The 23,499-nt window shown below is 34.2% G+C and carries 26 protein-coding genes and 1 pseudogene; 20 read left to right on the forward strand and 7 right to left on the reverse strand.

Features of this window, described 5'->3' with window-relative positions:
• Positions 1-9 precede the first annotated feature (9 nt).
• Entirely contained in the window at positions 10-870 is an 861-nt protein-coding gene (gene ablB / locus MF646_RS14990) for a putative beta-lysine N-acetyltransferase (RefSeq protein WP_250097326.1), read from the forward strand.
• Between the two features lie 143 nt (positions 871-1,013).
• On the opposite strand, the gene MF646_RS14995 is transcribed toward ablB, so the two are convergent.
• Positions 1,014-1,340: a hypothetical protein gene (locus tag MF646_RS14995; RefSeq protein ID WP_250097327.1), complete on the reverse strand. Its 327-nt coding sequence runs from the start codon at positions 1,338-1,340 to the stop codon at positions 1,014-1,016.
• 188 nt (positions 1,341-1,528) lie between these two features.
• Here MF646_RS14995 and MF646_RS15000 point away from each other — a divergent pair.
• From MF646_RS15000 to MF646_RS15010, 3 genes and pseudogenes are all read left to right on the forward strand, one after another.
• A pseudogene (locus MF646_RS15000) lies at positions 1,529-1,986 on the forward strand (RDD family protein).
• A 162-nt stretch (positions 1,987-2,148) separates the two neighbouring features.
• Positions 2,149-3,696, forward strand: a complete 1,548-nt coding sequence (locus MF646_RS15005; RefSeq protein WP_250097328.1) for an ATP-binding protein — start codon at positions 2,149-2,151, stop codon at positions 3,694-3,696.
• Positions 3,697-3,877: 181 nt separating this feature from the next.
• Complete coding sequence (locus MF646_RS15010; protein WP_250097329.1) at positions 3,878-4,447, forward strand: hypothetical protein; 570 nt, start codon at positions 3,878-3,880, stop codon at positions 4,445-4,447.
• 74 nt (positions 4,448-4,521) lie between these two features.
• On the opposite strand, the gene MF646_RS15015 is transcribed toward MF646_RS15010, so the two are convergent.
• The 4 genes from MF646_RS15015 to MF646_RS15030 all read right to left on the reverse strand — a co-directional run bounded on the left by MF646_RS15015 (position 4,522) and on the right by MF646_RS15030 (position 8,710).
• Positions 4,522-4,728, reverse strand: a complete 207-nt coding sequence (locus MF646_RS15015) for an alpha/beta-type small acid-soluble spore protein (protein ID WP_034742580.1) — start codon at positions 4,726-4,728, stop codon at positions 4,522-4,524.
• Between the two features lie 343 nt (positions 4,729-5,071).
• The gene (locus tag MF646_RS15020) at positions 5,072-5,599 is read right to left on the reverse strand and encodes a DinB family protein (protein ID WP_250097330.1); all 528 of its coding nucleotides are present in this window, start codon (positions 5,597-5,599) and stop codon (positions 5,072-5,074) included.
• Positions 5,600-5,682: 83 nt separating this feature from the next.
• Entirely contained in the window at positions 5,683-6,660 is a 978-nt protein-coding gene (locus MF646_RS15025) for a hypothetical protein (RefSeq protein WP_250097331.1), read from the reverse strand.
• A gap of 283 nt (positions 6,661-6,943) precedes the next feature.
• Positions 6,944-8,710, reverse strand: coding sequence for an ABC transporter substrate-binding protein (locus MF646_RS15030; protein WP_250097332.1), 1,767 nt, complete (start codon positions 8,708-8,710; stop codon positions 6,944-6,946).
• A 240-nt stretch (positions 8,711-8,950) separates the two neighbouring features.
• Here MF646_RS15030 and MF646_RS15035 point away from each other — a divergent pair, with 240 nt between their 5' ends.
• Together MF646_RS15035 and cynS are read left to right on the forward strand one after the other, a co-directional pair.
• The gene (locus MF646_RS15035) at positions 8,951-9,889 is read left to right on the forward strand and encodes a S16 family serine protease (protein WP_250097333.1); all 939 of its coding nucleotides are present in this window, start codon (positions 8,951-8,953) and stop codon (positions 9,887-9,889) included.
• A gap of 389 nt (positions 9,890-10,278) precedes the next feature.
• Positions 10,279-10,806, forward strand: a complete 528-nt coding sequence (cynS, locus tag MF646_RS15040; protein WP_250097334.1) for a cyanase — start codon at positions 10,279-10,281, stop codon at positions 10,804-10,806.
• A gap of 112 nt (positions 10,807-10,918) precedes the next feature.
• Here cynS and MF646_RS15045 read toward each other — a convergent pair whose 3' ends face one another.
• A complete protein-coding gene (locus MF646_RS15045; protein ID WP_250097335.1) occupies positions 10,919-11,251 on the reverse strand; it encodes a hypothetical protein in 333 nt (110 codons plus the stop codon).
• Between the two features lie 490 nt (positions 11,252-11,741).
• Between MF646_RS15045 and MF646_RS15050 the strand changes: the two genes are divergently transcribed.
• The 12 genes from MF646_RS15050 to solA all read left to right on the forward strand — a co-directional run bounded on the left by MF646_RS15050 (position 11,742) and on the right by solA (position 20,376).
• Positions 11,742-12,587 (forward strand): aldo/keto reductase, encoded by an 846-nt coding sequence (locus tag MF646_RS15050; protein WP_250097336.1) that lies wholly within the window; start codon positions 11,742-11,744, stop codon positions 12,585-12,587.
• A gap of 250 nt (positions 12,588-12,837) precedes the next feature.
• Positions 12,838-14,664 carry a MotA/TolQ/ExbB proton channel family protein gene (locus MF646_RS15055; RefSeq protein WP_250097337.1) on the forward strand — a complete coding sequence of 609 codons (1,827 nt, stop codon included), beginning with the start codon at positions 12,838-12,840 and terminating at the stop codon, positions 14,662-14,664.
• Complete coding sequence (locus tag MF646_RS15060; protein WP_250097338.1) at positions 14,657-15,349, forward strand: OmpA family protein; 693 nt, start codon at positions 14,657-14,659, stop codon at positions 15,347-15,349. Before MF646_RS15055 ends, MF646_RS15060 begins: the two co-directional genes overlap by 8 nt.
• Positions 15,350-15,642: 293 nt before the next feature.
• Entirely contained in the window at positions 15,643-15,864 is a 222-nt protein-coding gene (locus tag MF646_RS15065; protein WP_250097339.1) for a spore germination protein, read from the forward strand.
• Positions 15,865-15,877: 13 nt separating this feature from the next.
• The gene (locus MF646_RS15070; RefSeq protein WP_250097340.1) at positions 15,878-16,078 is read left to right on the forward strand and encodes a spore germination protein GerPB; all 201 of its coding nucleotides are present in this window, start codon (positions 15,878-15,880) and stop codon (positions 16,076-16,078) included.
• A gap of 21 nt (positions 16,079-16,099) precedes the next feature.
• Positions 16,100-16,717, forward strand: a complete 618-nt coding sequence (gerPC, locus tag MF646_RS15075) for a spore germination protein GerPC (RefSeq protein ID WP_250097341.1) — start codon at positions 16,100-16,102, stop codon at positions 16,715-16,717.
• 1 nt (position 16,718) lies between these two features.
• The gene (locus MF646_RS15080) at positions 16,719-16,895 is read left to right on the forward strand and encodes a spore gernimation protein GerPD (protein WP_250097342.1); all 177 of its coding nucleotides are present in this window, start codon (positions 16,719-16,721) and stop codon (positions 16,893-16,895) included.
• 12 nt (positions 16,896-16,907) lie between these two features.
• Positions 16,908-17,291, forward strand: a complete 384-nt coding sequence (locus MF646_RS15085; RefSeq protein WP_275980323.1) for a spore germination protein GerPE — start codon at positions 16,908-16,910, stop codon at positions 17,289-17,291.
• Between the two features lie 51 nt (positions 17,292-17,342).
• Positions 17,343-17,561, forward strand: a complete 219-nt coding sequence (locus MF646_RS15090; protein WP_250097344.1) for a spore germination protein — start codon at positions 17,343-17,345, stop codon at positions 17,559-17,561.
• Between the two features lie 49 nt (positions 17,562-17,610).
• Positions 17,611-18,036 carry an Hsp20/alpha crystallin family protein gene (locus MF646_RS15095; protein ID WP_250097345.1) on the forward strand — a complete coding sequence of 142 codons (426 nt, stop codon included), beginning with the start codon at positions 17,611-17,613 and terminating at the stop codon, positions 18,034-18,036.
• 146 nt (positions 18,037-18,182) lie between these two features.
• On the forward strand, positions 18,183-18,932 hold the full coding sequence (yunB, locus tag MF646_RS15100) for a sporulation protein YunB (RefSeq protein WP_250097346.1): 750 nt from the start codon (positions 18,183-18,185) through the stop codon (positions 18,930-18,932).
• 316 nt (positions 18,933-19,248) lie between these two features.
• Entirely contained in the window at positions 19,249-20,376 is a 1,128-nt protein-coding gene (gene solA / locus MF646_RS15105; protein WP_250097347.1) for an N-methyl-L-tryptophan oxidase, read from the forward strand.
• Positions 20,377-20,466: 90 nt separating this feature from the next.
• Here solA and MF646_RS15110 read toward each other — a convergent pair whose 3' ends face one another.
• Entirely contained in the window at positions 20,467-21,435 is a 969-nt protein-coding gene (locus tag MF646_RS15110; protein ID WP_250097348.1) for a bile acid:sodium symporter family protein, read from the reverse strand.
• A 324-nt stretch (positions 21,436-21,759) separates the two neighbouring features.
• Between MF646_RS15110 and kamA the strand changes: the two genes are divergently transcribed.
• The gene (gene kamA, locus MF646_RS15115; protein WP_250097349.1) at positions 21,760-23,187 is read left to right on the forward strand and encodes a lysine 2,3-aminomutase; all 1,428 of its coding nucleotides are present in this window, start codon (positions 21,760-21,762) and stop codon (positions 23,185-23,187) included.
• Positions 23,184-23,456: a YokU family protein gene (locus MF646_RS15120; RefSeq protein WP_250097350.1), complete on the forward strand. Its 273-nt coding sequence runs from the start codon at positions 23,184-23,186 to the stop codon at positions 23,454-23,456. The genes kamA and MF646_RS15120 overlap by 4 nt, the downstream gene beginning before the upstream one ends.
• Positions 23,457-23,499: the final 43 nt, after the last annotated feature.

Here is a 23,499-nt window from a genome sequence, read left to right on the forward strand (position 1 = left end):
AGAATGGATGTGAAGTTACCTGAAAACAAAAGGTTGATAACGGCTCAATATACAGTGGATTTATTCTTAGACCATTTTAATGAGCGACTGAGAGTCGATGATTACAGAGGTAATGTTAAAGCGATTGTAAGTGGAATAAGAGAGTTGCTCAAGGAAAGCAAATTTACAAAAGTAATTTTTCATTCAAAGCCAGAACATTGGAAAGAATTGTTACAGTATGGTTTTGAATTAGAAGCGATTTTTAAAGGTTATAACAATGGAACAGACCAATACACGATGGCTTTCTATACAACAAATGAACGTCGAACGAGTGAAGACTGGATAAAAGAAGATGAAATACTAGCAGATGTGTATAAAAAAGGAAGGGATTCTGAAACAAAAGAAGCACCTGACAATTATATATTTAGAAGAGCAACAATAAAGGATACAGACAAACTCGCCATGCTTTATCGAAAAGTTTTTAAAGTGTATCCAACTCCCATGAATGAACCTGAATATGTTAACAAAGTCATGAAAGCAGGTTCGATTTTTTATCTTGTTGAAAATAACAATGAAATAGTGAGTGCGGCCTCGGCAGATGTTAACTATACGTATAACAATGCAGAACTTACTGATTGCGCGACTTTGCCTGAACATCGTAAGTACGGATTGATGAAGACATTATTGAGTGAGCTTGAAGGTGTATTAAAGAAGGAACAAATATTTTGTGCATTTTCCATTGCTCGTTCCTTGTCTTTTGGTATGAACTCAGTATTTTACCAACTTGGCTATCACTATACAGGCAGGCTAAGAAAGAATTGTTACATTTATGATAAGCTAGAAGATATGAATGTATGGGTGAAGGACTTATCTATGGAAGCTTTAAACTAGAAGAATTTTAATTTTAAAGAAATACTTCATATAGAGGGCACTAGATAAGTAAAAGTCGACTTTGAGGTGCCCTCTCTTATGTTTGGTTGTTTTGTATACGATCTTATTTAGTAGTAATCTTTCGCTCTAAAAAAACCTGTTGCTTAGTTTTCTTTATCCTTTATCTTTTCCCGAATGCTTTCAAGCTCTTCTAAAGACAACTCTCCTAACGATTTCTTTATTTCTTCTTCAATTAGTTTTCTGTTGTTTTCGCGGTATTGATCCCACCATTCGCGTAATCCTTCTGTGTTACTTAAAAGATATTCAATGTCAATTTCTTCGACTTCATCATCAGACAAATAATTCAAAACAGCAGCTAGCCAACGATTAAGATTATTGAGTTCATCTTCGTATTTATTTTTGATAGCGGATAGTTCGTCGTTCATGTCCTTTTCAGTCTCTTCGTTATTTGTAGCAGTCTTACGAGGCATTGATTTCACTCCTAGACTTTAGTTTTTAATTATTAGTATTACCAATAAATACGTACACATTATCCTGAAATTACCTAATATTGAGTTAGGATACAAAAAATAAATCAGGAAATTCAATCAAAACCTGTAATAGAACAAGCTAATTGAAGAATAAAATATTTAGATAAAAGAATGAGAGGAGGAGTTATATGAATGTAAGTAATCCAGCCGGTTTTTGGGTTAGACTTGGTGCAGGCATTTTAGATTCGATTATATTATTTGTAGTGCTCGGTTTTATTTCATTTATAGTTTATGGACAGTTTTTTATTGATAGTTTCTCTTTTATCGATACGTTTAGTTTACTATATTACTTACTCTTGCCAATATTTTGGTACGGTTATACTCTAGGAAAGAGAGCATTAGGTATTCGAATTGTCAGAGTAGATGGTGAAAAAGTAGGTATTGGCACAATGCTTCTAAGGGAACTTGTAGGCGGGTTTGTTTATGCGATTACATTAGGAATTACGGTTATTGTTAGTGCTTTTATGGTTGGGTTAAGAGAAGATAAACGCTTATTCATGACATGATTGCAGGAACGTATGTAACATATGATTCTCCTCATGATACTAAAGAAAATGTAAAAAATACGGGCTATTCGAAAGGTTAAAAATAGAACCTTTCGGATAGCCCCTTCTTGATGTCTGACTTTGTATTATATACATTTGAATGCAATAGTTTAACAAGATTTTATGATTACTAATCTATCATCTTCATGGTATTATTAAGTATTAGTAGTTGTAGTAACTGATTTCAAAAGGAATGAGTAAAAATGTTAGATAAATATATAACTGAGGTGAAAAAGCGTTGCCTTGAGTCTGGGCTAGATCCAAATGAAATTCCTTTGTTTACAAGGGTTACAGATTTTGAACTTAACAGTATTCACGAGGAATATAAGGATACTTTATCTGTCATCAGACTTTTCATCAATAAATTTTTATCTAAAACTAAAGGAACGCCATTATTTGTAACAGTGACTGATGATAAGGGAACATTCATTGAGTATATGGGAGACGAAAGTTTGGAGCAGACTGTCGTTCATCAAGTGGGATTGAAAAAAGGGGTTCAATTTACGGAAAGCAAAGCTGGCGTTAGTTCGATTCTTGCTGCTATAGAACTTGAAAGGCCCATTCAAGTTCTAGGAACCGATCACTACCATAATTTCCTACATACGGCAGCCTGTTATAGTGTCCCTTTATATGTTAATGATAAATTGGTTGGTACGATTTCTATAATGACATTTTTGGATTATGCCCATCCAATGATTTTAGCCACATTAGAAACAGTTGTTGATTCTATTAAGAGTGAGTTAGACTTACGTGAGCAAAATCGATATTTAGACAAAATGAATCAAATGATGTTGGAACAATCGACAACAGGTTATATTGTACTGAATAAAGAAGGGAAGATAGTGAATGTCAATCCAAAAGCACAAGCTATCCTTCCAGAAGTGCAATTAAGGTGTAAATTTATTCAAGATATTGAGGCATTTAATAATTTATATAAGCAATTTCAAGATGGTCAAAATATACGTAGTTATGAGATAAGGATTCATAACTCGAAAAATAGCGTCTGTTTAGTTGATTATTTTCCTTTTTTAGAGGGGAGTTTAATTCAACTTCATGATATTTCCGAATATAAAAAAACGGAAGCTTACATTCAAGATGCAGAGAAATTGTCTATACTTGGTCAATTAGCTGCGGGAATCGCGCATGAAATAAAAAATCCATTAACAACACTTAAAGGGTTTATTCAACTAATCCAAGAGAAGAGTTACGACGAATCGTTTACACCTATTATGATTAAAGAAATCGAGCGAATAAATGACATTACTAACGAATTTTTAGACCTATCAAGACCAACCGTCCTAACAAAAGAAATATATGATATTCAAAAAATATTTCAAGAATTAGAAGTGTTTTTATCAAGTTTGGCTTTACCGAAAAATATTGAATTTCTGCAAACTTATAAAGGGGCTACAAGTATCTACTGTGATGGCAACCAGTTAAAGCAAGTTTTTATTAATATTTTTAAAAATTGTGTGGAAGCAGTTGAGCATAATGGGAAAATTCATCTTACTGTAGAACCGTACGATTCGGATAACATTTTAATCCGGTTAGAGGATAATGGAGATGGATTTCCAGAACACATACTTAACAAAATGGGACAACCATTTGTCACTACAAAAAAACATGGGCACGGATTGGGAATTATGGTATGTAAACGAATCATTGAAACTGTTCATTTAGGCCAATTGAAAATGTATAATAAAAACAGTGGAGCGGTAATAGATATCATTCTTCCTCATAGTAATAATTAGGATGTCGTCTACTATATTTCACCATAAAAAATAGGCACTTTCCTATAAATAGGAAGTGTCTATTTATATAAGCCCGTCTTTGAAGATATGTGTCATTATATAAAAGGGATAACTTTGAAAGGTGTTGAGGGATTGATAGGGAATGGAAAGACTATCACTTCATTAGGGGGGAGGGAGGATTGTGAACATCTTTGAAGTATCGTGGCAGGTTTTTAATTTATTTCTTTTTGTGATCCTTATTATTATTCTAGTGGTTGCTTTGCGGTTAGTAGTAAAGAAGAAAATATCATTTAAGGTTGCAACAGTTATCGTAACAATAGGAGTCCTTTTCATCATAGAATTTATGAAATATACAACATTTGAAAAGGTTTATATCCATCAACTTAATGAGGAAAGTATCGTCGAAAACATTACGATTGAGCTTGTTGAGTTTACTGATGATCATTTTCCTGAGAGATATGCGCATGTAACAATTAGAGATGAAAAGATCATTGACGAAATTATTGAAGACCTTACGTCAATGAGACTTAAAAAGGATACTGGTGAATATAACTTTCCAAGGGACTATTTTATTCGTATTCTAACTACCAATATGACGAAAGATAATTATTTGATTACTGATAGTTTTTCCTTTACACTGGACGATCAGCATATGAATGATTTTGAAATAGTAAACGATACGAATCATTTAAAAACAATTGAAGAACTTGTTGAAGATAAAGACGTTGACTGGATTTTTAGGGAAGAATGAACAATATCAATGTAGTACATAATAAAGGGGTGTCATAGGTCAAAAGACCTTTTGGACACCCCTTTCTTACTTTATTAAAACTGAGAGCCTCCCATTTGCTGCTCAGCCATTTGAACTAATCTTTTTGTAATTTCTCCACCAACAGAGCCGTTTGCACGGGAAGTTGTGTCAGCTCCTAGTTGAACCCCAAATTCTGATGCAATTTCATACTTCATCTGATCCAATGCTTGCTGTACACCTGGAACTAATAATTGATTTGAATTATTGTTGTTACTTGCCATGTTTAAAACACCTCTTTCTTGGTTTTGAGATTAGTATCTATAATTATCTTACTTTTATGTAAACCAAAGAGATGTAATTGTTACCAATATATAGAGGAATGAAAGTATACAATATATAAATTTAATCGTAATCTTAACTATGGCGTCTCCTAACTCTCTTATGATGCAGCCCGGGCTGGTTAAGTATTGTGGATGAGAGCTAAGAGACATATATAATAATATACAATTTTTGTAAGTTGTAGTCTAGGTAAATGGAAGCAAATAAAATTAGTGAACTTGTCATAGTATATAGTTTGAATAGAAATTACATAATATTACTTAACTGAAATGTAGTATTATGTCATTAGTTCTTATTCAAGATTCCTAAATATTCTTTCCATGGTCCAACATCCTCGCTGTATCTCTTAGCCATTACTCTAACGATTTGAGAAATGTGCGTTAAATCATGAATAGCCCAAGTAGCCAGCAACTCTCTTACTTTTACTACTCCAAATACAGGGTGCGATCCTGTTAATTCAAGATGTGAGTTAGGTTTGATAAGTGATTTTAGTTTTTTTATATTTTTTACTCTAATACATTTAAACTCTGACAGCTTTTGATTTATAGTACGTTTGGTTTCTTCGTCTAAATGTGAATATCGATTAAATTCCGGAAAAGGCTTCGTTTCTCCTTCTTGAAGAATTATTTCTAACCTTGGAATCCAATTATGTTTTTCCCCCTCAATTAGGTGATCAATCACTTGATACACATTCCAAGTTCCTTCACCTTCATTATTTTCAAACCATTCAGATGATAAGCCAGATAATAAATGCTCCAATGTTTGTGGTGTACTCTCTAGAACTTGAATTACTTCTTCAAAATTAAAATTCATATATTTTCTCCTTTATTAGATCTATCAAGAACGGATTCATGCACTTAAGAATTCAGAGAACAGACATTTATTGAAAACAATGTTTAATAGTGGTGTTCTTTATCCTCTTGATGCCCCTTAACTTTAGCTTCTATTGAAACAACCAGTTTATTTTGATAGCGTGTTGATCTAGGACGATGAAGACTTTTTTTAACTTTCACAGGCTCATGTATTTGATCAGATATTTTACTTAGTTGCTCTTGTAATTCCATTTTTTGATGGAGATCTAAATACTTGGAAAATTTAGAGTGACAATTTTCTGTGATCCACTTTAATGATTTTAACATGGCGTTATATAAGTGTTCATGTGCTATTTTGTTAAATCTTTGCTTTAATGTTTCTTCATAAACAAGAGTTTTTTGTTCAATGAAATTTGTTTGATTAATTGTTTTATTAATACAAGCTAGCTGAGACTCAGCTGAGAGATGTTCAAATTCTTTAATGTCATTAAATTCTTTAATCGTTGTAATATGTGTGTCCATAAATTCAGAGCTTAGAATTTTATTTATTGTTTCCTCCTTAACAGAATCTTTTAATGTTGCTGAATTAATCAGATCGTTTAATTTTTTATAATCCACTTTATTAGCACCAGATATGTTTTTTATTGTTACATCTTCTTTTGTTTTTTTTAGGTATCTATATATGGTAGCCTTATGACGTTGGCATTCTTTGGAAATATCTAAAACGGAATAGTTATGGCTTCGTAAATAGTTAATCATATCTGATATTTTGTTATGGTTTTTTCTTCTTTTATTTAGTTCATTTTTCAAGCGTGTAATCACACGTTCAAACTTATTCGTTTCTTTCATCACTAAACAAAAGGTGTGAGTTTTTTTATGGTTGGTAAGATTGAAATAATGTATCATTCCATCTACTAAATAATATTTATTGTCAGTTGTTGGTCCTTCAACGACTAGTGGGGGAGTTTGATCATGAGGTTTAGTTGACAGTAAATCCATTTCATTTTCAAAAAAGTTATCTTCAAGAATGATATCATCAAGCCGAATTTTTCTTAGTTTCATTTATCGCATCACCTAACTTATTTTTTTAATGGGTATTCTGTACTGCTTTGTCCTATGACAGTAATTATTTGAATTTTCGATATTTTTACCAATGTTAGTTATATACCGTATTAAATTATGTAAAAGCGAGTTTTTATTGAAGCAAGAAAAATGGAAAAGGAATATTAGATAGGAAACAACTTCTATCATCTTAGCTACACAGGAATTTTGCTACAGTCTTTTATCTGGGGTGTCTCAAAAGGTCAAAGAGACATCCCAGTTTGTTATTCTCAAGTATTTTGATTTATGGTTTGTACCACAATTTGTCATAGTTTAACAGGTTGAAGCTGTTAAACTCAATTCCTTGGAGCTTCTCGTCAGCTTCAATAAGAGCATGAGTTTGTCGTTGATATAGGAAAATAAGGTAATGGTTGTCTAAAAGAAATGACTCAATGTTTCTCAGGCTTTTGTATGCAGCTTGTGTATCTGGGCTTTGGCTAACAACATCCAGCATTGAAAGTAAATACCCTTTTGCTTCTGGTGGCAATGTGTTAAGGATAAAGCTAGTATTATCTGTTAGTGCATTTAACATAAAAAAAAGTCTGTCTTCACTAAGACTAATTTCTGTTACAATCAGATCAGTTTTATGAAGCTGATCCGATTCTGCAAGTTGGTGTATATCGATTATTTCAGATTGCAGTTTAATTCCTAACTCGCTAAATACTTCTGTTAGTTGTTCTAACTCAAAGCTGAAGTATGGATTTTGTTCGTAGTTTGTTGCAGTAAGCTTTAGCGTTTGACCTGTTAAACCTTGCTCTAAGAACCATTTTTTTGCTTCGTCAAAATTAGATTTTTGCCGTAATATTCCTGCATGTTCATCGAAAAGGCTATCTGGAAACCGAACTTCATGTTTTGGGTGATTGCTAAATCGCTTCGCTCGATCAATTGCATACGAAAGCATTCTTCTAAAGTTGGTGTGACGGTGGATTCCTGCCTTTTTGTGATTTACGACAAGGTAAATGCCTCCTAATTCCGGAAAAACAGAGTCGTATTTTTTCATTGACTTTGTCTCTTGATTTAAAAGTTTATAGTGAACCTGTCTAGGTATCGAATAAGGAGAGTTAGGTATATCAAATAATTCCACTTTGTCTAATAAGGGACGGTAGCCAAAATAATTAGAGAAAGCTTCGAGAACGAGATATCCTTTAATATAGTCAGTGATTTGATAAGGACCGCTTCCGATTGGTCTCATTTTAAAAGTTTCCGGATCCTTTTTATATAAGTGAATAGGAATAATCATGGATTGGTAATCCGTAAATAAGTGCATAAAAAGCTTGTTTGGTTGTAGTAAGTGAAAAGTAATGACGGTCGATGAATTTTCTTCTATATGAGTAATATCTTCAATCATTTTCGTTCTCCACCTATTAATCTTCATTTCTTTCCATAATTTAACATTATCTTTAACAGTTTGGGAGGTCAAAGGACTTCCATCGTGAAACAAAATACCCTTCCGTATATAAACACGCCATGTTCGCCCATTATCTAGTTGTTCCCAGTGATGAGCTAGCTCTGGAACAAATTCATGTTTCTCATAATTATATCGTATTAGACGATTGAATATATGGTTGGCAAGGTGCCATTCATGTTTTGTCGTCATATTGAAAGGAAGCAAAGTATGAATTTGGCGGTATAATGGGTATCTTAGAATGTCGAGGCCATCATCCCGGACCCATTGGAACTGATCTTCTACCAACTTAACGAACGAAGGTTCCAATTCAGGTTGTTGTTCCATCCACCTTAATGCTCGTTTAATGTCTCCATCTTCAATCCATGTTTGAACACGTTGTTGCTCCACTTCTTGAGGCTTCAATAGAAAGGTTAATGTGGAAGCATTTCCTCGTCCGGAACTTGGCTTCCAGCAAATCCATTCTTGAACTTGCAATTGTTTAATCACAGACTTGGCATGACGTTCCGAACAGGAAAGTAAATCGGCAATTTGAGAGATAAATACCTGAGCATCTGTAGGACCGATAGTAGAGTAAAGGGTGAAGTAATGTTTGCTTAATTTCATTTTCTTTTTTCCTCCTTTTATCTAAAGGGTGATGGTTAGGTATTTCGATATCTAGACTTATTCTTCCTGTTTTTTCTTTTTTTCATAGGATTTCAACTTTTAAATCAATAGAATTTATCTATGATTAACTTTTTATGTTAAGATATTGAGGTTCATATATGATGGTAAAATGAAATACTTCAAGTTTGGCCTTGGGCAAGATTTCACACGACAAGGAAATATATATTAAGGGGAACTTGTATGGAAAATGATACACGCCTTCAAAGGTATATACAAAATAAAAACAGTCATGAGCCGAAAATAATTCTATTGATACTGTATAGTCTTTTTATTTCAATTCCAGTCTATGTAATTTTAGGTAGTATCTATTATATTAATATCATTAATGGTTTTTTCTTTTTGGGTTCTCTCATTATAACGATGGTCATTGCTTTAATTTTTTTAGTTATCCATCGGAATAACAAACAGAAGAGACTGACAACCGTTTTTTTCATATTGTTCTTACTGCTCTTCTTTTATTATGAATTTCCTCTCTTAAACTATGAAAGTCATACTTATGTCGTAACTGGATACGAGGAACCAGAAGAACTTCTTAAAGAATCAGGTATACATATATTGTCAGTGAAATTAATCGATATTCATTACATAGATAACAAAGAAGTAATTAGAGACACCTATACTAGTGGTGATGTTGAAATTTACGAGTTGTACGAAATGACAAATCAGGATCGCTATAAAAGTAAAATAAGAGAGAGTGTAAAAACGTTAGGGCTTGAAAAAGAAGACTTCCATCAAATGGGGGAGAATGTGAAAAATTACATTCAGGAAGACATTGAATTTATTAATGCTTTCTTGGAACGCGAAAATATGATTGGAAACAGTGCTGGGTTAGCATTAGCGCTAACAGCTATGATTCATCAAGGAATATTAGTGAACCATATTCCATTTGGAGTCACTGGAACGATTGAACCTAATGGGGATGTTTTGAAAGTAGGAATGATTAAAGAGAAAATGTTAATTTCCGAACAAAAAGGGCTACCATGGATTATCGTACCTATGCAAAATGTTGAAGAAGCAGAGAGCGTGAAGTTTCAAGAAGAATTAGCGATTGAAATTTTGTCTGTTAGTCATATTGATGAAGTAAAAGAAGCTATCAAGCAATTAAACAAACCTATGTAGAGTATTTATAGAGGAGAGTAATAATAAAAAAAGCCAAGGCAAATGCCAAAGGCTTTTTTTATTAGAAGATGGAATTGTATCGCCAAATCATTCCATGAATAGGGCTACAATCCAACTGTTTATCGGGTGATTTTATATTATCAATTATTTTAAAAGTTGTATGGATTCCTGTTAGAAAATATAACAAGAAACATACATTTCAAATACATATTTAAAGTAGTATATTATTCTTACCTTTTTGTAATAAAAATTGGTATTTCAGAAGAAAGCTTAAAGTTACAGAAATAAATTCGGTGAGTTATTTTGAAAACGATAGGAATGATCTGGACGGACACCTAGGCTAAGGCAACGGCATAGACTACATATAGTTTATAAGAGGAGGAGTTTTCATGGAAAGTAACATACATCAAGCTTATGATTTACCTCAGTCTTACCAACCCCATCCCTTTCCAACGGCTGCTTATGTAAATCGTGCGATAGTTTCACAGGAATTATTAGTAGCTAAACGAATGAAACAGTTAACCTTTGAAGAAATAGCTACTAGGATTGGTGGAAGCAAGGAGTGGCTAGCGGCTGCCATGTTAGGGCAGGCAAGCATGGAAAGAGAAGATGCTTTCCAGTTAACAGAGCTTCTAGAGGTAGACTCTCGTTTGGCTTATGTGTTGGAGGAGCCTCCGATGAGAGGGTCCCTTGATCGGACAGTGCCGGTTGATCCGTTAATCTACCGTTTTTATGAAATAACACAAGTATATGGTACAACTCTAAAGGCACTCATTAATGAGATGTTTGGAGATGGAATTATGAGTGCCATCAATCTAGATATTAAAGTTGATAAACGTCCAGACGATGAAGACCCGGAAGGAGAACGAGTCGTTATTACAATAGACGGAAAATTTTTACCCTATGAAAAATGGTAGACGGGGGAAATCCATTTTTGTTTATACCATTTAAATTCAAATAGATGGATTTAAATGGTATATTTTTGTTCTATAAGGGGGGATAATTAAGTAGATAAAATTTTAATTACATTTAATATCGTTTAATAATCCCCAACTGCCGCTTTATGTCATTCAACTTTCTATAAGCTTCTCGGTACTCAACATCTATCTGAGTGACAACATTCATAATGATATTATTATCGTACTCTTTTTTTAAAATTGAAAATACAAGAGGTTTTTTCGTTTTAATTACTGTCATGACTTCAACAATAGGTATTGTGACAGTTGTTGTTTTTGTTTTTAATAAAGTTATGATGAACTCTTTGAATGTTAGTACAAATTTTCTTTCATCAGGTGTTTCCATTATTAATTCGTCAAATTGCTGTAGGGCATTTATTAGTTCAGGTTCTTTTGCGTTCATCATTTACTAACACTCCTTAAAAATTTTTACCTAATGAATCGTTTATATCTGTTATCTAAGGAGTTGACATTCATTAGTCTGGTTGACATAGTTTTTCTGTTAGTCCCTATTGTTTTACGAGGTTATTTTTTCAATACGCTGTTATTCAATTAATTATTGAAAACATGGATTATAGTGTAACAGAAAAATTCTTAATAGTTGATTTATTCTTTGAAAATAAGATGAAAGAACTATTAATTACGGTCTTTTCTATAGTATTTTATTTACACAAAACCTCACATAGTATTAAGTATTTAGTGGGGAGGATAAGTTATAAAGTAAAACTGAGGAAAAGAGAGCCTTTAATATTTTTTGAAGGTGAGCTTTATATTATTGAATTCTAGCAAATAATTATTTATATTATATTTTCAAAATTACAACAATAAATTGGTTATTTATAGTAAAGTTAAAACATCAAATATATAAATAAAATGATTGAGAGGAGCGATTATCTGTGGGAATACCTATTCCTGAAATAACACTAAATGATGGTGTTACTATTCCAGTTGTTGGATTAGGTACATATACACTTAAGGGATGTCAAGGAGCCAATGCTATACAAAGCGCTATTGATAAAAGAGGATATCGTTTAATTGATTCTGCTTATAATTACGAGAACGAAGGAACAGTAGGTGAGGCTGTTAGACGAAGTTCTGTTTCAAGAGAAGAATTAAGAATTACTTCTAAACTACCAGGACGATATCAAGAGTATAAAAAAGCTGTAATAACGATAGAAGAATCTTTATATCGTGCGAATTTAGATTATTATGATTTATACCTCATTCATTGGCCGAATCCAAAACAAGATAACTACTTAGAAGCTTGGCAAGCATTAATAGACGCTAAAAAGAAGGGACTGATTCGATCTATTGGCGTTTGTAACTTTCTTCCTGAACATTTAGAGCGTTTAGAAAGGGAAACCGGTGTTATGCCGAGTATAAACCAAATTGAATTACACCCTTTATTTAATCAAGAACAACAAAGAATATGTCATAAAGAGAATAATGTTACTACACAATCTTGGAGCCCGCTAGCTCGAGCGAATGAAGTCTTACAAGATAGTACTTTGCAACAAATTGCAGAAAAACATAACAAATCAATATCACAAGTTATTCTGCGTTGGCATTATCAACTTGGAGCTATTTCAATTCCTAAATCTTCGTCTCCTGAAAGACAATTTGAAAATATATCAATTTTTGACTTTTCCTTAGATGAAGAAGATATGAATCTTATATTAGGTTTAAATCGAACTGATGGCAGAATAAATAATCAAGACCCTGCTATTTATGAAGAGTTTTAAATTAAGAGTAATTAATAATGAAGCTCGTCAAAGTACTGTTATTCAAATCCGCCCATAGAAATAATGGGCGGATTTTTAGCTTTAATAACTAGCTTTTGTATAATTTAGCTTTTGAACATGATCCCCTTGTTTCCATGCATGATTTGTCCAGCTTCTGAATAAATATAAAAACGATCTTCTGACATTCTTTTGCATTGTATGACCTTTAAGTTACGTGACAAGCTATGTTTTACAAATAGGGGGACTTTGAATGGTTGAAGCTATTTTGAAATTTTTTGTTAGTGAACAGCAAGCTCAATCTATTTTATCCAATTCGTTAATTGAATTCATTTTCTTAATACTATTTTTGACATTTACCGTCACTGTTGTTATTCATTTTGTCTTATTTAGTAAATTACGAAGAATACGTAACTTTATTAATGATACAAATTCACTGGAGATTGCTCCTGTAAATAGGTTTCAGATGGAGTTTGGACATAAGAATCAACAGGAATCTGTAAAGGTAGAGACATTTGTCCAGAATAAGTTCTCCAGTTGGCGTGTGTTTAATATACCAGTTGTAAGTCTCATCAAAATGATTCAGATGACCGTATCCGTTTTTATATTAATTGGTGTACTAGGGACTTTCATTGGACTTGCTATATCGCTTGGAAGCATTAATGCTACAGGCGACCAACTTGTTGAAAATGTCGCAATGGTACTAGCAGGTATTGATGTGGCGTTCTATACGAGTATTGCAGGTATGGGTTTATCGTTAATTATGACAGTTATAACTCGAGTAGCGAATACGGAAATGATGCTAACAGATATTATGTTAAAAACAGAATCTTTTTTTGAGGAGACGGAACCAGATGCGATGGCTCGTCTCATTGATGTATCTGAAACGATCAATTCCTCTATCAATCAACTACGGGAAACGAATGAACAATCTTTACAGAGTATTGTTGACTCTTTTCATGGCTTTCAAGAATATACTGTGGGGTTGCAGCAATCTGCTAAAGATTTAGCAAAGTTTAATGAGGGTTTATCAGCAAACCTTAAGGATTTCACGGAAATTTTTAATAATGTTCAAGAAGTAACTAATGGCTTTGATAAAGGGGTCACGAAACTAAATAAAAATTTTGATCAATTATTCTCCTATTTTTATAAAATGGATCAGAGAAATGAAAAAATGACAAGCGCTTTTACTGAAACGTATAAAAAGGTAGCTGAACTAACAAATTCCCAAACAGAAACAATGAATCACTTCCAGCATTCCGTTGAAGACTTGAGAGACTTTTTCTCTTCGGTTTCTCATAGGCAAGAATCGATTTATGCATCTTTTGAGAAGATGATTTCACAGAGTGATCAATTTGCTAGGCTGATGAAAGAGAATAATCAAAAATTTGAACGAATTTTTGGAGAAGATGTAAGTTCAAAATTATTTGAAATGAACTCGTATTTACGAGAACTTAGGAATGATTTTCATACACTTGGAAATTCTGTTGTTCGTCTCCCAGATGCGTTAGAAACAGTGAACAAAGCACAATCGGAGTATAAGAGCTTATTATCCTACCGTTTTGATGAACTAAAGCAGTTTAATCTTGATTTTTCAAATCATTTACAAACACATTCATCCAATGCACAAGCCTTAGAGAGTTATATGAATGATGTATCGCGGTCCTACGAGCAACTAGGTATGAAGAACAATCAGCTATTATCTGACATCAATCGAATGATTACACAAATGTCGGATTCGTTTAATCATAAAGAAAATCAGATTGAGTTGAGTGTTTCGGCATTAAAGGATACCCTTTCTAAATATGTTGTCAACTTGGAAGGGACTCTTGGTGATCGTTTGGACAAAGTAAGTAAAAACTTAGCTGAGTATGTAGTTGATATGAATGAAGTGGTTAAAAAGGAATTTAAGCAAATTGGTGAAATGACAGACGATAACCAACAAAGAAATGCTCGTTTTTTACAGCAAACTCTCAATGAACTGAGTCAAGAATTTCACCAGTTGAATCGCCAGCTTCAATCTTTCTCTCAAGAGGCAAAAATGCAAAGCAGTCGTATAAGGGTTGGAACAAATGATTAGGAAGTATAAAAGACTCTTTCATCGTGAAGAAGAAGAAAGTCATTTTTGGCCGTCATTCACAGATTTATTAACAGCGATCTTACTTTGTTTCATCCTCATCTTTATTATAATGATGGTTATTAAATCATTTCAAATTGAAGAAATGAAACGAACGATTGACCAAATTATGGGAGTCAGAGTAGAGTTAATCAACGATTTGAATGAAGAATTTAGTGATTCTTCTCTTAACATTGAAATTGATGAGAAAACGGGTGCGTTAATTTTTAATACGGATATATTGTTTGAGTTTGATGCAGCCGTTTTAAAGCCAGAGGCATTCGAGTTTTTAGATGAGTTTGTACCTGCCTATTTAGATGTGTTATTGGAAAGTGGGTATGATGATTATATTTCTGAGATCATTATTGAAGGCCATGCCGACCAAATTGGCAGCTATTTATACAATCTAGAGTTATCGCAGCAAAGGGCATTTAGTGTAGCGGAGTATATTTTGAGTGAAGATTTTCCTTATAGAAACATTCAGGACCATTTAAAAGATAAATTAACGGTAAACGGGAAATCTTACACGGAAGGGCGGACTGATGAAGAAGGAAATTATAGCAATCAAGCCTCTCGTCGAGTTAAGTTTCGTTTAAAAGATGAAGAGATATTAGAAAAAACACGTGAGTTACTTGGTGCTGACAAGTGAAAACAAAGTGGAAAAGGTTAATGTATTGTATGATGCTGTCCAAAAGTCCGGAAAAGAGGTAGCGATGGCTTCGTTTGCTACGCGCCGTGAGTGTGTAACCCACTCCTCTCAATGCTTTTAAAAGATATATCGACTTCGCTCATAGCTTCGGGGGTTTCTCAAAAGGTAAAAACAGACCTTTTGAAAAACCCCCTTTCCCTTAAAATGTAATTACAAAACTACATATATTATATGAACATTTATCACGGTTCATCATATTTTACTATTAGCATCATTAAAAAGGATGGTTTCTTATGCCCGCAATCGTAGGAACGGTAAAAGTATTAAGTGTTGAAGGTAGTGGAGTTTTTAATATCGGGGATGTATTAAACATGTCTCCATCGAGCACATCAAAGGCATATGCAGGTGCAGGATCATTTAATACAGGAGATTATTTAAGGATAAGTAATCAGCATAGTCAAACGAACACATATGATAAAGATCTCAATGATTCCAACATTAAAACTATTATTTAGTTAGGAGGAGCAAATGAATTTTCATATTAATCAAAATATATCGATTCATCTTTTGAAGATCGAGGGGATATCCAATTCATCTGTATTGCAAATTGGAAGTGCAGGAATGATTAAATCTCTATCAAATCTTTATAATACAGGAGGGTTTACAGAACCGGCACCAGAAGCAACTACACCGGCTCCAATTGCCCCTCTCATTCCGCCCACGACATAATAGTAAAAAGGAGGAGATTTCGTGTACTATGATTACTCAAGTTTAATACAAAATCTCCAACAAATGTATGGATATTTACAAACTCAGCAACAAAGAATTAATCAGTTAGAGTTACAAATCCAAGAGCTTCAAAGTGAAATGAATACATTAAAACAAAATCAAACTTCAAATATCGAAAAAATTGAATATAAGTTTGATCAACTTAAAGTCGAAAGATTAGAAGGTACGTTGAATATTGGGATTACGCCCCAGAACGGAGAAAATTCAATTGAGGATTTTGCCGTTCACCAAGGTGAATTTAATGTTCCTCCTGCACCACAACATCCGCCTATTTTTAAAAATGTCCAACAGCGTGTACATGAATATTTAAATAAATCATGCTACCAAGACATCGATACAATCGAAAAACGTCTCAAATATCAATTAAATAACGAGTACCGTCAATTTATAATCGAAGATATTCGAAAGCAAATTGATCAACGCATTCAGCATTACCTTAATCAAATGAAACCACATAATTTGAATCAAGAGCAATTAGCTGAGATTGAGGAATTGACATTTAATAAAGTGAAAGATGATATTTGCAGAACCTATGAAGAATTTGTTGGAAATTTACCACGAGAGGAGATTGATTCGTAAAATGAACTTTACTGTTGTGAATAAAAATATTTGTGTTGATAATATTCGGATGGGCGACTGCTCTAGTGCATCTATCTTTTTAGTCGGGGACGCAGAAACGATTTCGTTATCTGCAGCTTTTGATACACCACCGGAATCACTAATTGTAGGGCCATTTGTTCCACTTGCTTCGCCATAAGGAGTGTCTATATTGTTGAAACGAACTTCAATCGTTCATAACATCAAAGTAATTAACGTAGGACTAAGTTCTATCTTCGAAATTGGAGATTCACTTTCAATTTCACCACGTTCGAAAGCATGGGCCTTACAACGTCAATTTGAACTTTTTTATGGCAATGAAGGTCATTTTAGGGATCCGGTTTTTACGAGACCATTGCCCAAACCTGATTTTGACGAACATGTCTGTTTTGTAAGGTACAACGAATCTCCTACAATCAAAGTGAACAATATTTTTGTTACGGCAGCTGCTGCATCAAGTGTGCTGCATATTGGATCAACTCAATTGATTGATTCTGAATCTAGAGTTAAGCATATTAGACAGTTATTACATGGTCAAGAAGCTAATGACGAGTAATGCAACGACTTTAATATTTAATAAAACTAAAAAATGAAAAGGGTGTTTTTTATGCCTTCCATCGTAGGAGGACCATTTAAAATTAATTCAAACGAAGGGGTTATCAATTTTGGGGATGCGCAAAACATTTCACCAAAAACAACGGGGAAATCTGTAACAGGTTCAGGGAGTGCAATTACAGGTGACTTTGTGATTACTAATAATGGATTTAGTGTAAATAATACCTTTGATCCTGATGTTGCAGACCAAAACATTGCAGGCAATGTTTAAATGTAAAGTAAGGAAGTTTTAGTCTCTCTTTTAAGGTGGGTGAATCGAATTGGACTTTAAAGAGTGGAACAATCCATTTCAAAACCAATTTCAAGGGGAATTCTGGAATAATTTTAACAACCTCTTTAATGGAGCTCATTCTCAACCTAGAGTGAATCTTTATCAATCTGGTCATGAATTAATCTGTAATGTCTTCCTTCCTGGTATCAAAAGAGTAGGAGATATCCACTTGTCTGTAAATGGGAGTACATTAGAGGTAAGCGGGTCTACTTCACTCGAGTATAATGGATTTCAAATTATTCAGCAGGAATTTCCACACGGCTCTTATAAACGGATAGTAGAACTACCTTTTTCAGTTCGTAAAGATAAAATTGATGCATCTTATAAAAGTGGCTTACTAACAGTACGCTTGTACCGGCTTATACCAGTAAACGAAAAAGAGAAATTAGGGATTCCTATCAGAGATGAAGAGTAGTTTAAAAGTCGTAGGTTCACTACTTTCCTTCATTAATAGAATACTTGCAATTAATGACATGTATTCTAAATGCTCAAGCTTGAACAAAATTTTAGGTCAAACTGTCACCTTTGCTGCATATAATTGTTGCGAAGGGGGTTATCAGCATGAGAGCACCAAGAAGAAGCAGGCCCCGACCTCGAAAAGGTCCGCTGCCATTTCGTTATGTTTTGCTTCTATCTTTTATTATCTTCGTTGCTTTAACTGTTCAAGGGTTATGGATTATTGAGAAGGGCATTCGTCCAACACTAATGGAAATCGCAACTACTGAAACAAAAGTTATTGCGACGAGAGCTATCAATGATGCGGTCTCAAAGAAAATCGCTTCTGACCTTGATCAGGATGAATTGTTTATTACTAATAGTGAAAACATCATACAGTTTAATACACAAATTTACAATCGGATTTTGTCTGAAGCCACATTGCGTGTTGAGAGACATTTGAAAGCCATTGAACGAGGTGAGGCTTTTGATATTTCGATTGACACCGAAAGTGATCCAATTTCGACAAATGACGGTGGACTTATATATAACATTCCACTAGGTCAAGCAACGAATAATGCACTACTCGCTCAATTAGGGCCAAAAATCCCTGTACGTTTCTCTGCTATTGGGGATGTAAAGACGGATTTAAATTGGGAAGTAATAAATACAGGGATTAACAATACCACGTTATCAGTAAATTTTGATGTGATAGTAGATGCTAAGATCGTCATCCCATTTGCAACTAGAGAGGAAGCGGTTAAAACGACCATTCCCGTTGGATTAATTAATATCCAAGGAGAAGTACCTGAATACTATTCAGAAGGTGGAGGGATGATTCTTCCAGCAGGCTCATCACCTGATGGCAGTAGGTAGATTGAATCTTGAGGGAGTTAAGCTGTCTTAAAAGCCTTAAAAAGAGATGGCATTGGCTCCGTTCGCAACTACCTTAAAAGGAGAAACTCAATCCTCTCAAGGCTTTCAAAAGATATAGTGACTTAAGCTCTTGTTTTAGGAGTGTCTCAAAAGGTTAAAAACAGACCCTTTTGGGGCACTCCTTTTAATTGTTGAAATAAAGCATTGCTATTAAAATTGCAATAAATTATGATCTAATAATAATCAATACATATAAATTCAGATCAAGGGTTAAAAAAGGAAAGGTTGTTTTTTACCGATGTATGGAGGGGAAATAATGAATTATGATGTAATCGTAATTGGTGCGGGTTCAATGGGAATGGCTGCAGGGTATTATCTATCTAAGAGTGGCAAGAAAATCTTATTACTAGACTCATTTAATCCACCGCACAACAATGGGAGTCATCATGGGGAGACAAGAATTATTCGTTATGCTTATGGTGAGGGTGAAGAGTATGTGCCTTTCGTACTTAGAGCCAAAGAATTATGGAGTGATTTAGAGAAAAGTTCAGGCAAACAATTGTTTTTGCAAACAGGTGTCATCAATGTTGGAAATGAAGAATCCGATTTTATTCAAAATATAATTTCTAGTTCCAAAAAGTATTCGTTGCCAGTAGATATTATGGATTCAAAAGAAGTTCAAACCCGTTGGCCAGGTTTTTCTTTGCCTAACAACTATATTGGTTGCTTTGAACCAACGTCAGGAGTTTTAAAATGTGAGGAAAGCATTCAAGCATACCAAGAACTTGCTGAGAAGAACGGGGCTACGATCATTACATATAGCAGGGTAAGAAATATTTCTATTAAGAATGAAAAAGTGACGATCCTTACAGATGAACATAAATTTTGTTCTGAGGCTTTAGTTGTTGCTGCTGGCGCTTGGACAGGACAGCTTCTTTCAATGTTAGATTTAGAACTTCCTCTTACACCAGTAAGAAAGACTTTTGCATGGTTTCATGCTGATGAAAAGGTTTATCATCATACCAAGTTTCCAGCTTTTGCGGTTGAGACTTCTCAAGGTATGTACTACGGCTTTCCAAGTATAGATGGTGCCGGGATAAAAGTCGGTCGCCATGATGGAGGAGATCCAATAAGCCCTGATGAATCAATGTTAGCCTTTGGTGAGGTAGAAGCAGATAAAGGAGATTTAGAAAACTACTTAAATAAATATATACCAGGTATTCAGCAATTGAAGTACGGTAAAACATGTATGTATACACTCACGCCAGATGAGAAATTTATCATTGATTTACATCCAAACTATTCAAACGTTGCTATTGCAGCGGGTTTCTCTGGCCATGGGTTTAAATTTAGCAGTGCTGTTGGACAAGCATTAAGTAATTTGATTATTTCAGGGAAAAATGATGTAGACATTTCTCAATTTGCGATCAATCGGTTTAAATAATTAAGAAAAAGTTTTATTACATGTACTTAAAACGTAAGGAAAAGGGTTATCCAAAGGCTTTTGACCTTTTGGAATAACCCTCATTAACTTTTAGATAGATGGTGTTTTTGTATTAATGTCTACCTTAGATTTTTTGCTGTCAATCCACCCCCAAATACTAACAAGAAGCGGGCCGGAAATGTTGTGCCACACAGAAAATAGAGCACTTGGCAATGCAGCCAATGGTGAAAAATGAACAGTTGCAAGTGAAGCACCTAAGCCTGAGTTTTGCATACCTACTTCAATGGAAATGGCTCTTCGTTTCGCTTCGTCTAATCCAACAAGTTTAGCTGTAAGATAACCTAAGACTAAACCGATAGAGTTATGAAGCATAATAGCAACAAACAGCAGTACTCCAGTAGTTGCAATGTTATCTTTGTTCGCACCGACAACAGCAGAAACAATAGCTAAAATAGCAACGATCGAAATTAAAGGAAGAACAGTTGTACTCTTATCAACAAAATTAGGCAGTAATCTTCTTACAATGATTCCCAAAGCAATTGGTATAATAATAACCTGAATGATTGAGATGAACATAGCTCCCGCATCAACAGGTAACCACTGGTCAGCTAAAAGAAATAAAATAAATGGAGTTAGAATCGGCGCCAGTAACGTTGAAAAAGAAGTCATAGCAACAGATACTGGGACATCTCCTTTAGCTAAGTACACCATCACATTGGATGCCGTTCCCCCTGGACATGCTCCTACTAATACAAGACCTGCTGCAAGCTCAGGAGGCAAATTTAACGCAATAGCTAATCCAAATGCAACAAGTGGCATAATAACAAATTGTGCGATGACACCAATAATAACTGGAATTGGCTTCTTTAAGACAACCCCAAAGTCAGATAACCTTAATGTTAATCCCATACCAAACATAATAATTCCAAGTAATAATGTGATATGAGGTGCAATCCAGGTGAAAGTATCAGGTGATATAAATGCAATCACACTTATTAAGATCACGATGACCGCAAAATATTTACTTACAAATTGACTAAAGGAGTGTAATCCACTCATTTCTCATTCCCCCAAACAAACGTTGTTTCTTTTTTTTATAAATTGTAACACTTTACAGCTATAATGACAAAAAATTTTGAAAACAGGCTAAATAAAAATAGAATATGCTGCCAAATTCTTGCATCTAATGCTCATTTTTCGGCAGACAAAAAAGTGAATAGAGCGACTTTTGTAATTTTTGCTGCCTAAATTCTGGCAGTTTTTTTAGTTGTGTCTTATTTTTTGTGGTAACAGCACCTCCTATAGAAGTATTTTTAAGAACAAATGAAGTTGGCATAAAAATTGCACTTAAATGGATGAGTCAATTATTTAGGAGGGTCTGTCATGAAAATGGATTTATATAAACCAACTCGTCACTGGAAGGACGTTGAACTTTGGAAAGATGTAACGCAAGAGAAGTGGGATGACTGGATTTGGCAATTAACCAATACCATTCGAACTCTTGATGATTTAAAAAAAGTAGTAAACTTAACACCTGAAGAAGAAGAAGGTGTTAAAATCTCGACGAAAACGATTCCTTTAAATATCACTCCATATTATGCATCACTCATGAATCCAGATGATCCAAGATGTCCGATTCGAATGCAGTCTGTCCCCATTGGAGAAGAAATTAACAAAACAAAATATGATTTAGAGGATCCACTAGAAGAAGATGAAGACTCCCCTGTACCAGGATTAACGCATCGTTATCCTGATCGTGTGCTGTTTTTAGTTACAAATCAATGTTCGATGTATTGTCGCTACTGTACTCGTCGAAGGTTCTCAGGTCAAATCGGAATGGGAGTCCCGAAAAAGCAATTAGATGATGCGATTAACTATATCCGCAACACTCCAAAAGTACGAGATGTTCTTCTATCAGGTGGTGACGGATTGTTAATTAATGACAAGATCCTTGAATATATATTAAAGAACTTACGTGACATTCCGCATGTTGAAATCATTCGAATTGGAACAAGGGCACCTGTCGTTTTCCCTCAACGAATTACAGAAAATTTATGCAACATTTTAAAGAAATACCACCCAGTTTGGTTAAATACGCATTTTAATACGTCAATTGAAATTACGGAAGAGTCCAAAAAAGCATGTGAAATGCTTGTAAATTCAGGAGTTCCAGTTGGGAATCAAGCGGTTATTTTAGCAGGTATAAATGATAGTTTACCAATAATGAAAAAGCTGAACTATGATTTAGTAAAAATTCGAGTTCGTCCTTATTACATTTATCAATGTGATTTATCCGAAGGGATTGGTCACTTCAGAGCACCTATTTCAAAAGGTCTTGAAATTATTGAAGGATTACGTGGTCATACGTCTGGTTATAGTGTACCTACGTTTGTAGTTGACGCCCCTGGTGGTGGGGGGAAGATTACTCTTCAACCAAACTATATGATTTCTCAAAGTCCAGAAAAAGTTGTTCTCCGAAATTTTGAAGGTGTTATTACAAGTTATCCTGAACCAAAAGGGTACGTTCCTGGGCGTGCAGATGATTATTTCAGCAATATTTACCATAATTACAAAGAAAACCATTCAAATACAGGGATATCGTCGTTATTAAACGATGAACAAAAAACAATTGTTCCAAAATCGTTGGAACGATACAATCGACGCTCGAGTTTTCAAGAGAATGAAGGATATTCAACACTTAAAGATCGCCGCCAGAAGCGTGATGAATTAAAAGAGAAAAAGTATCAAACAGAAATAAAAAAATATAATTATGATACAAATTCACAGTCTCAGAAAGGAGAGGAAAAATGAAGTGTGAATGGTGTGGGCAACATGAAGCTGAAGAAATAAATTGTACTGTTTACTGGGAGCTTCCCGATGGAACGCGCGCCATAGAAATAACAGACACACCAGGGATGGAATGTAAAAGTTGTGGTATGGAGTATCAAGCTGAAGAAATAATTCAAGAAATAGAAGACCAGCTGCTCCTGATTGATACAACTAAACTAGATAAAAGCATTAGCTACGAACAACTAATGAAGAAAAAACGTTTTCTGAAATATAATTATTTTCGTTTTTAATAAAGAACGGAACCGCTACCAAAATTTGAGCCTCTAGGATCGG

This window comes from Halalkalibacter alkaliphilus (assembly GCF_023555415.1).
GTDB lineage: Bacteria > Bacillota > Bacilli > Bacillales > Bacillaceae_D > Halalkalibacter > Halalkalibacter alkaliphilus.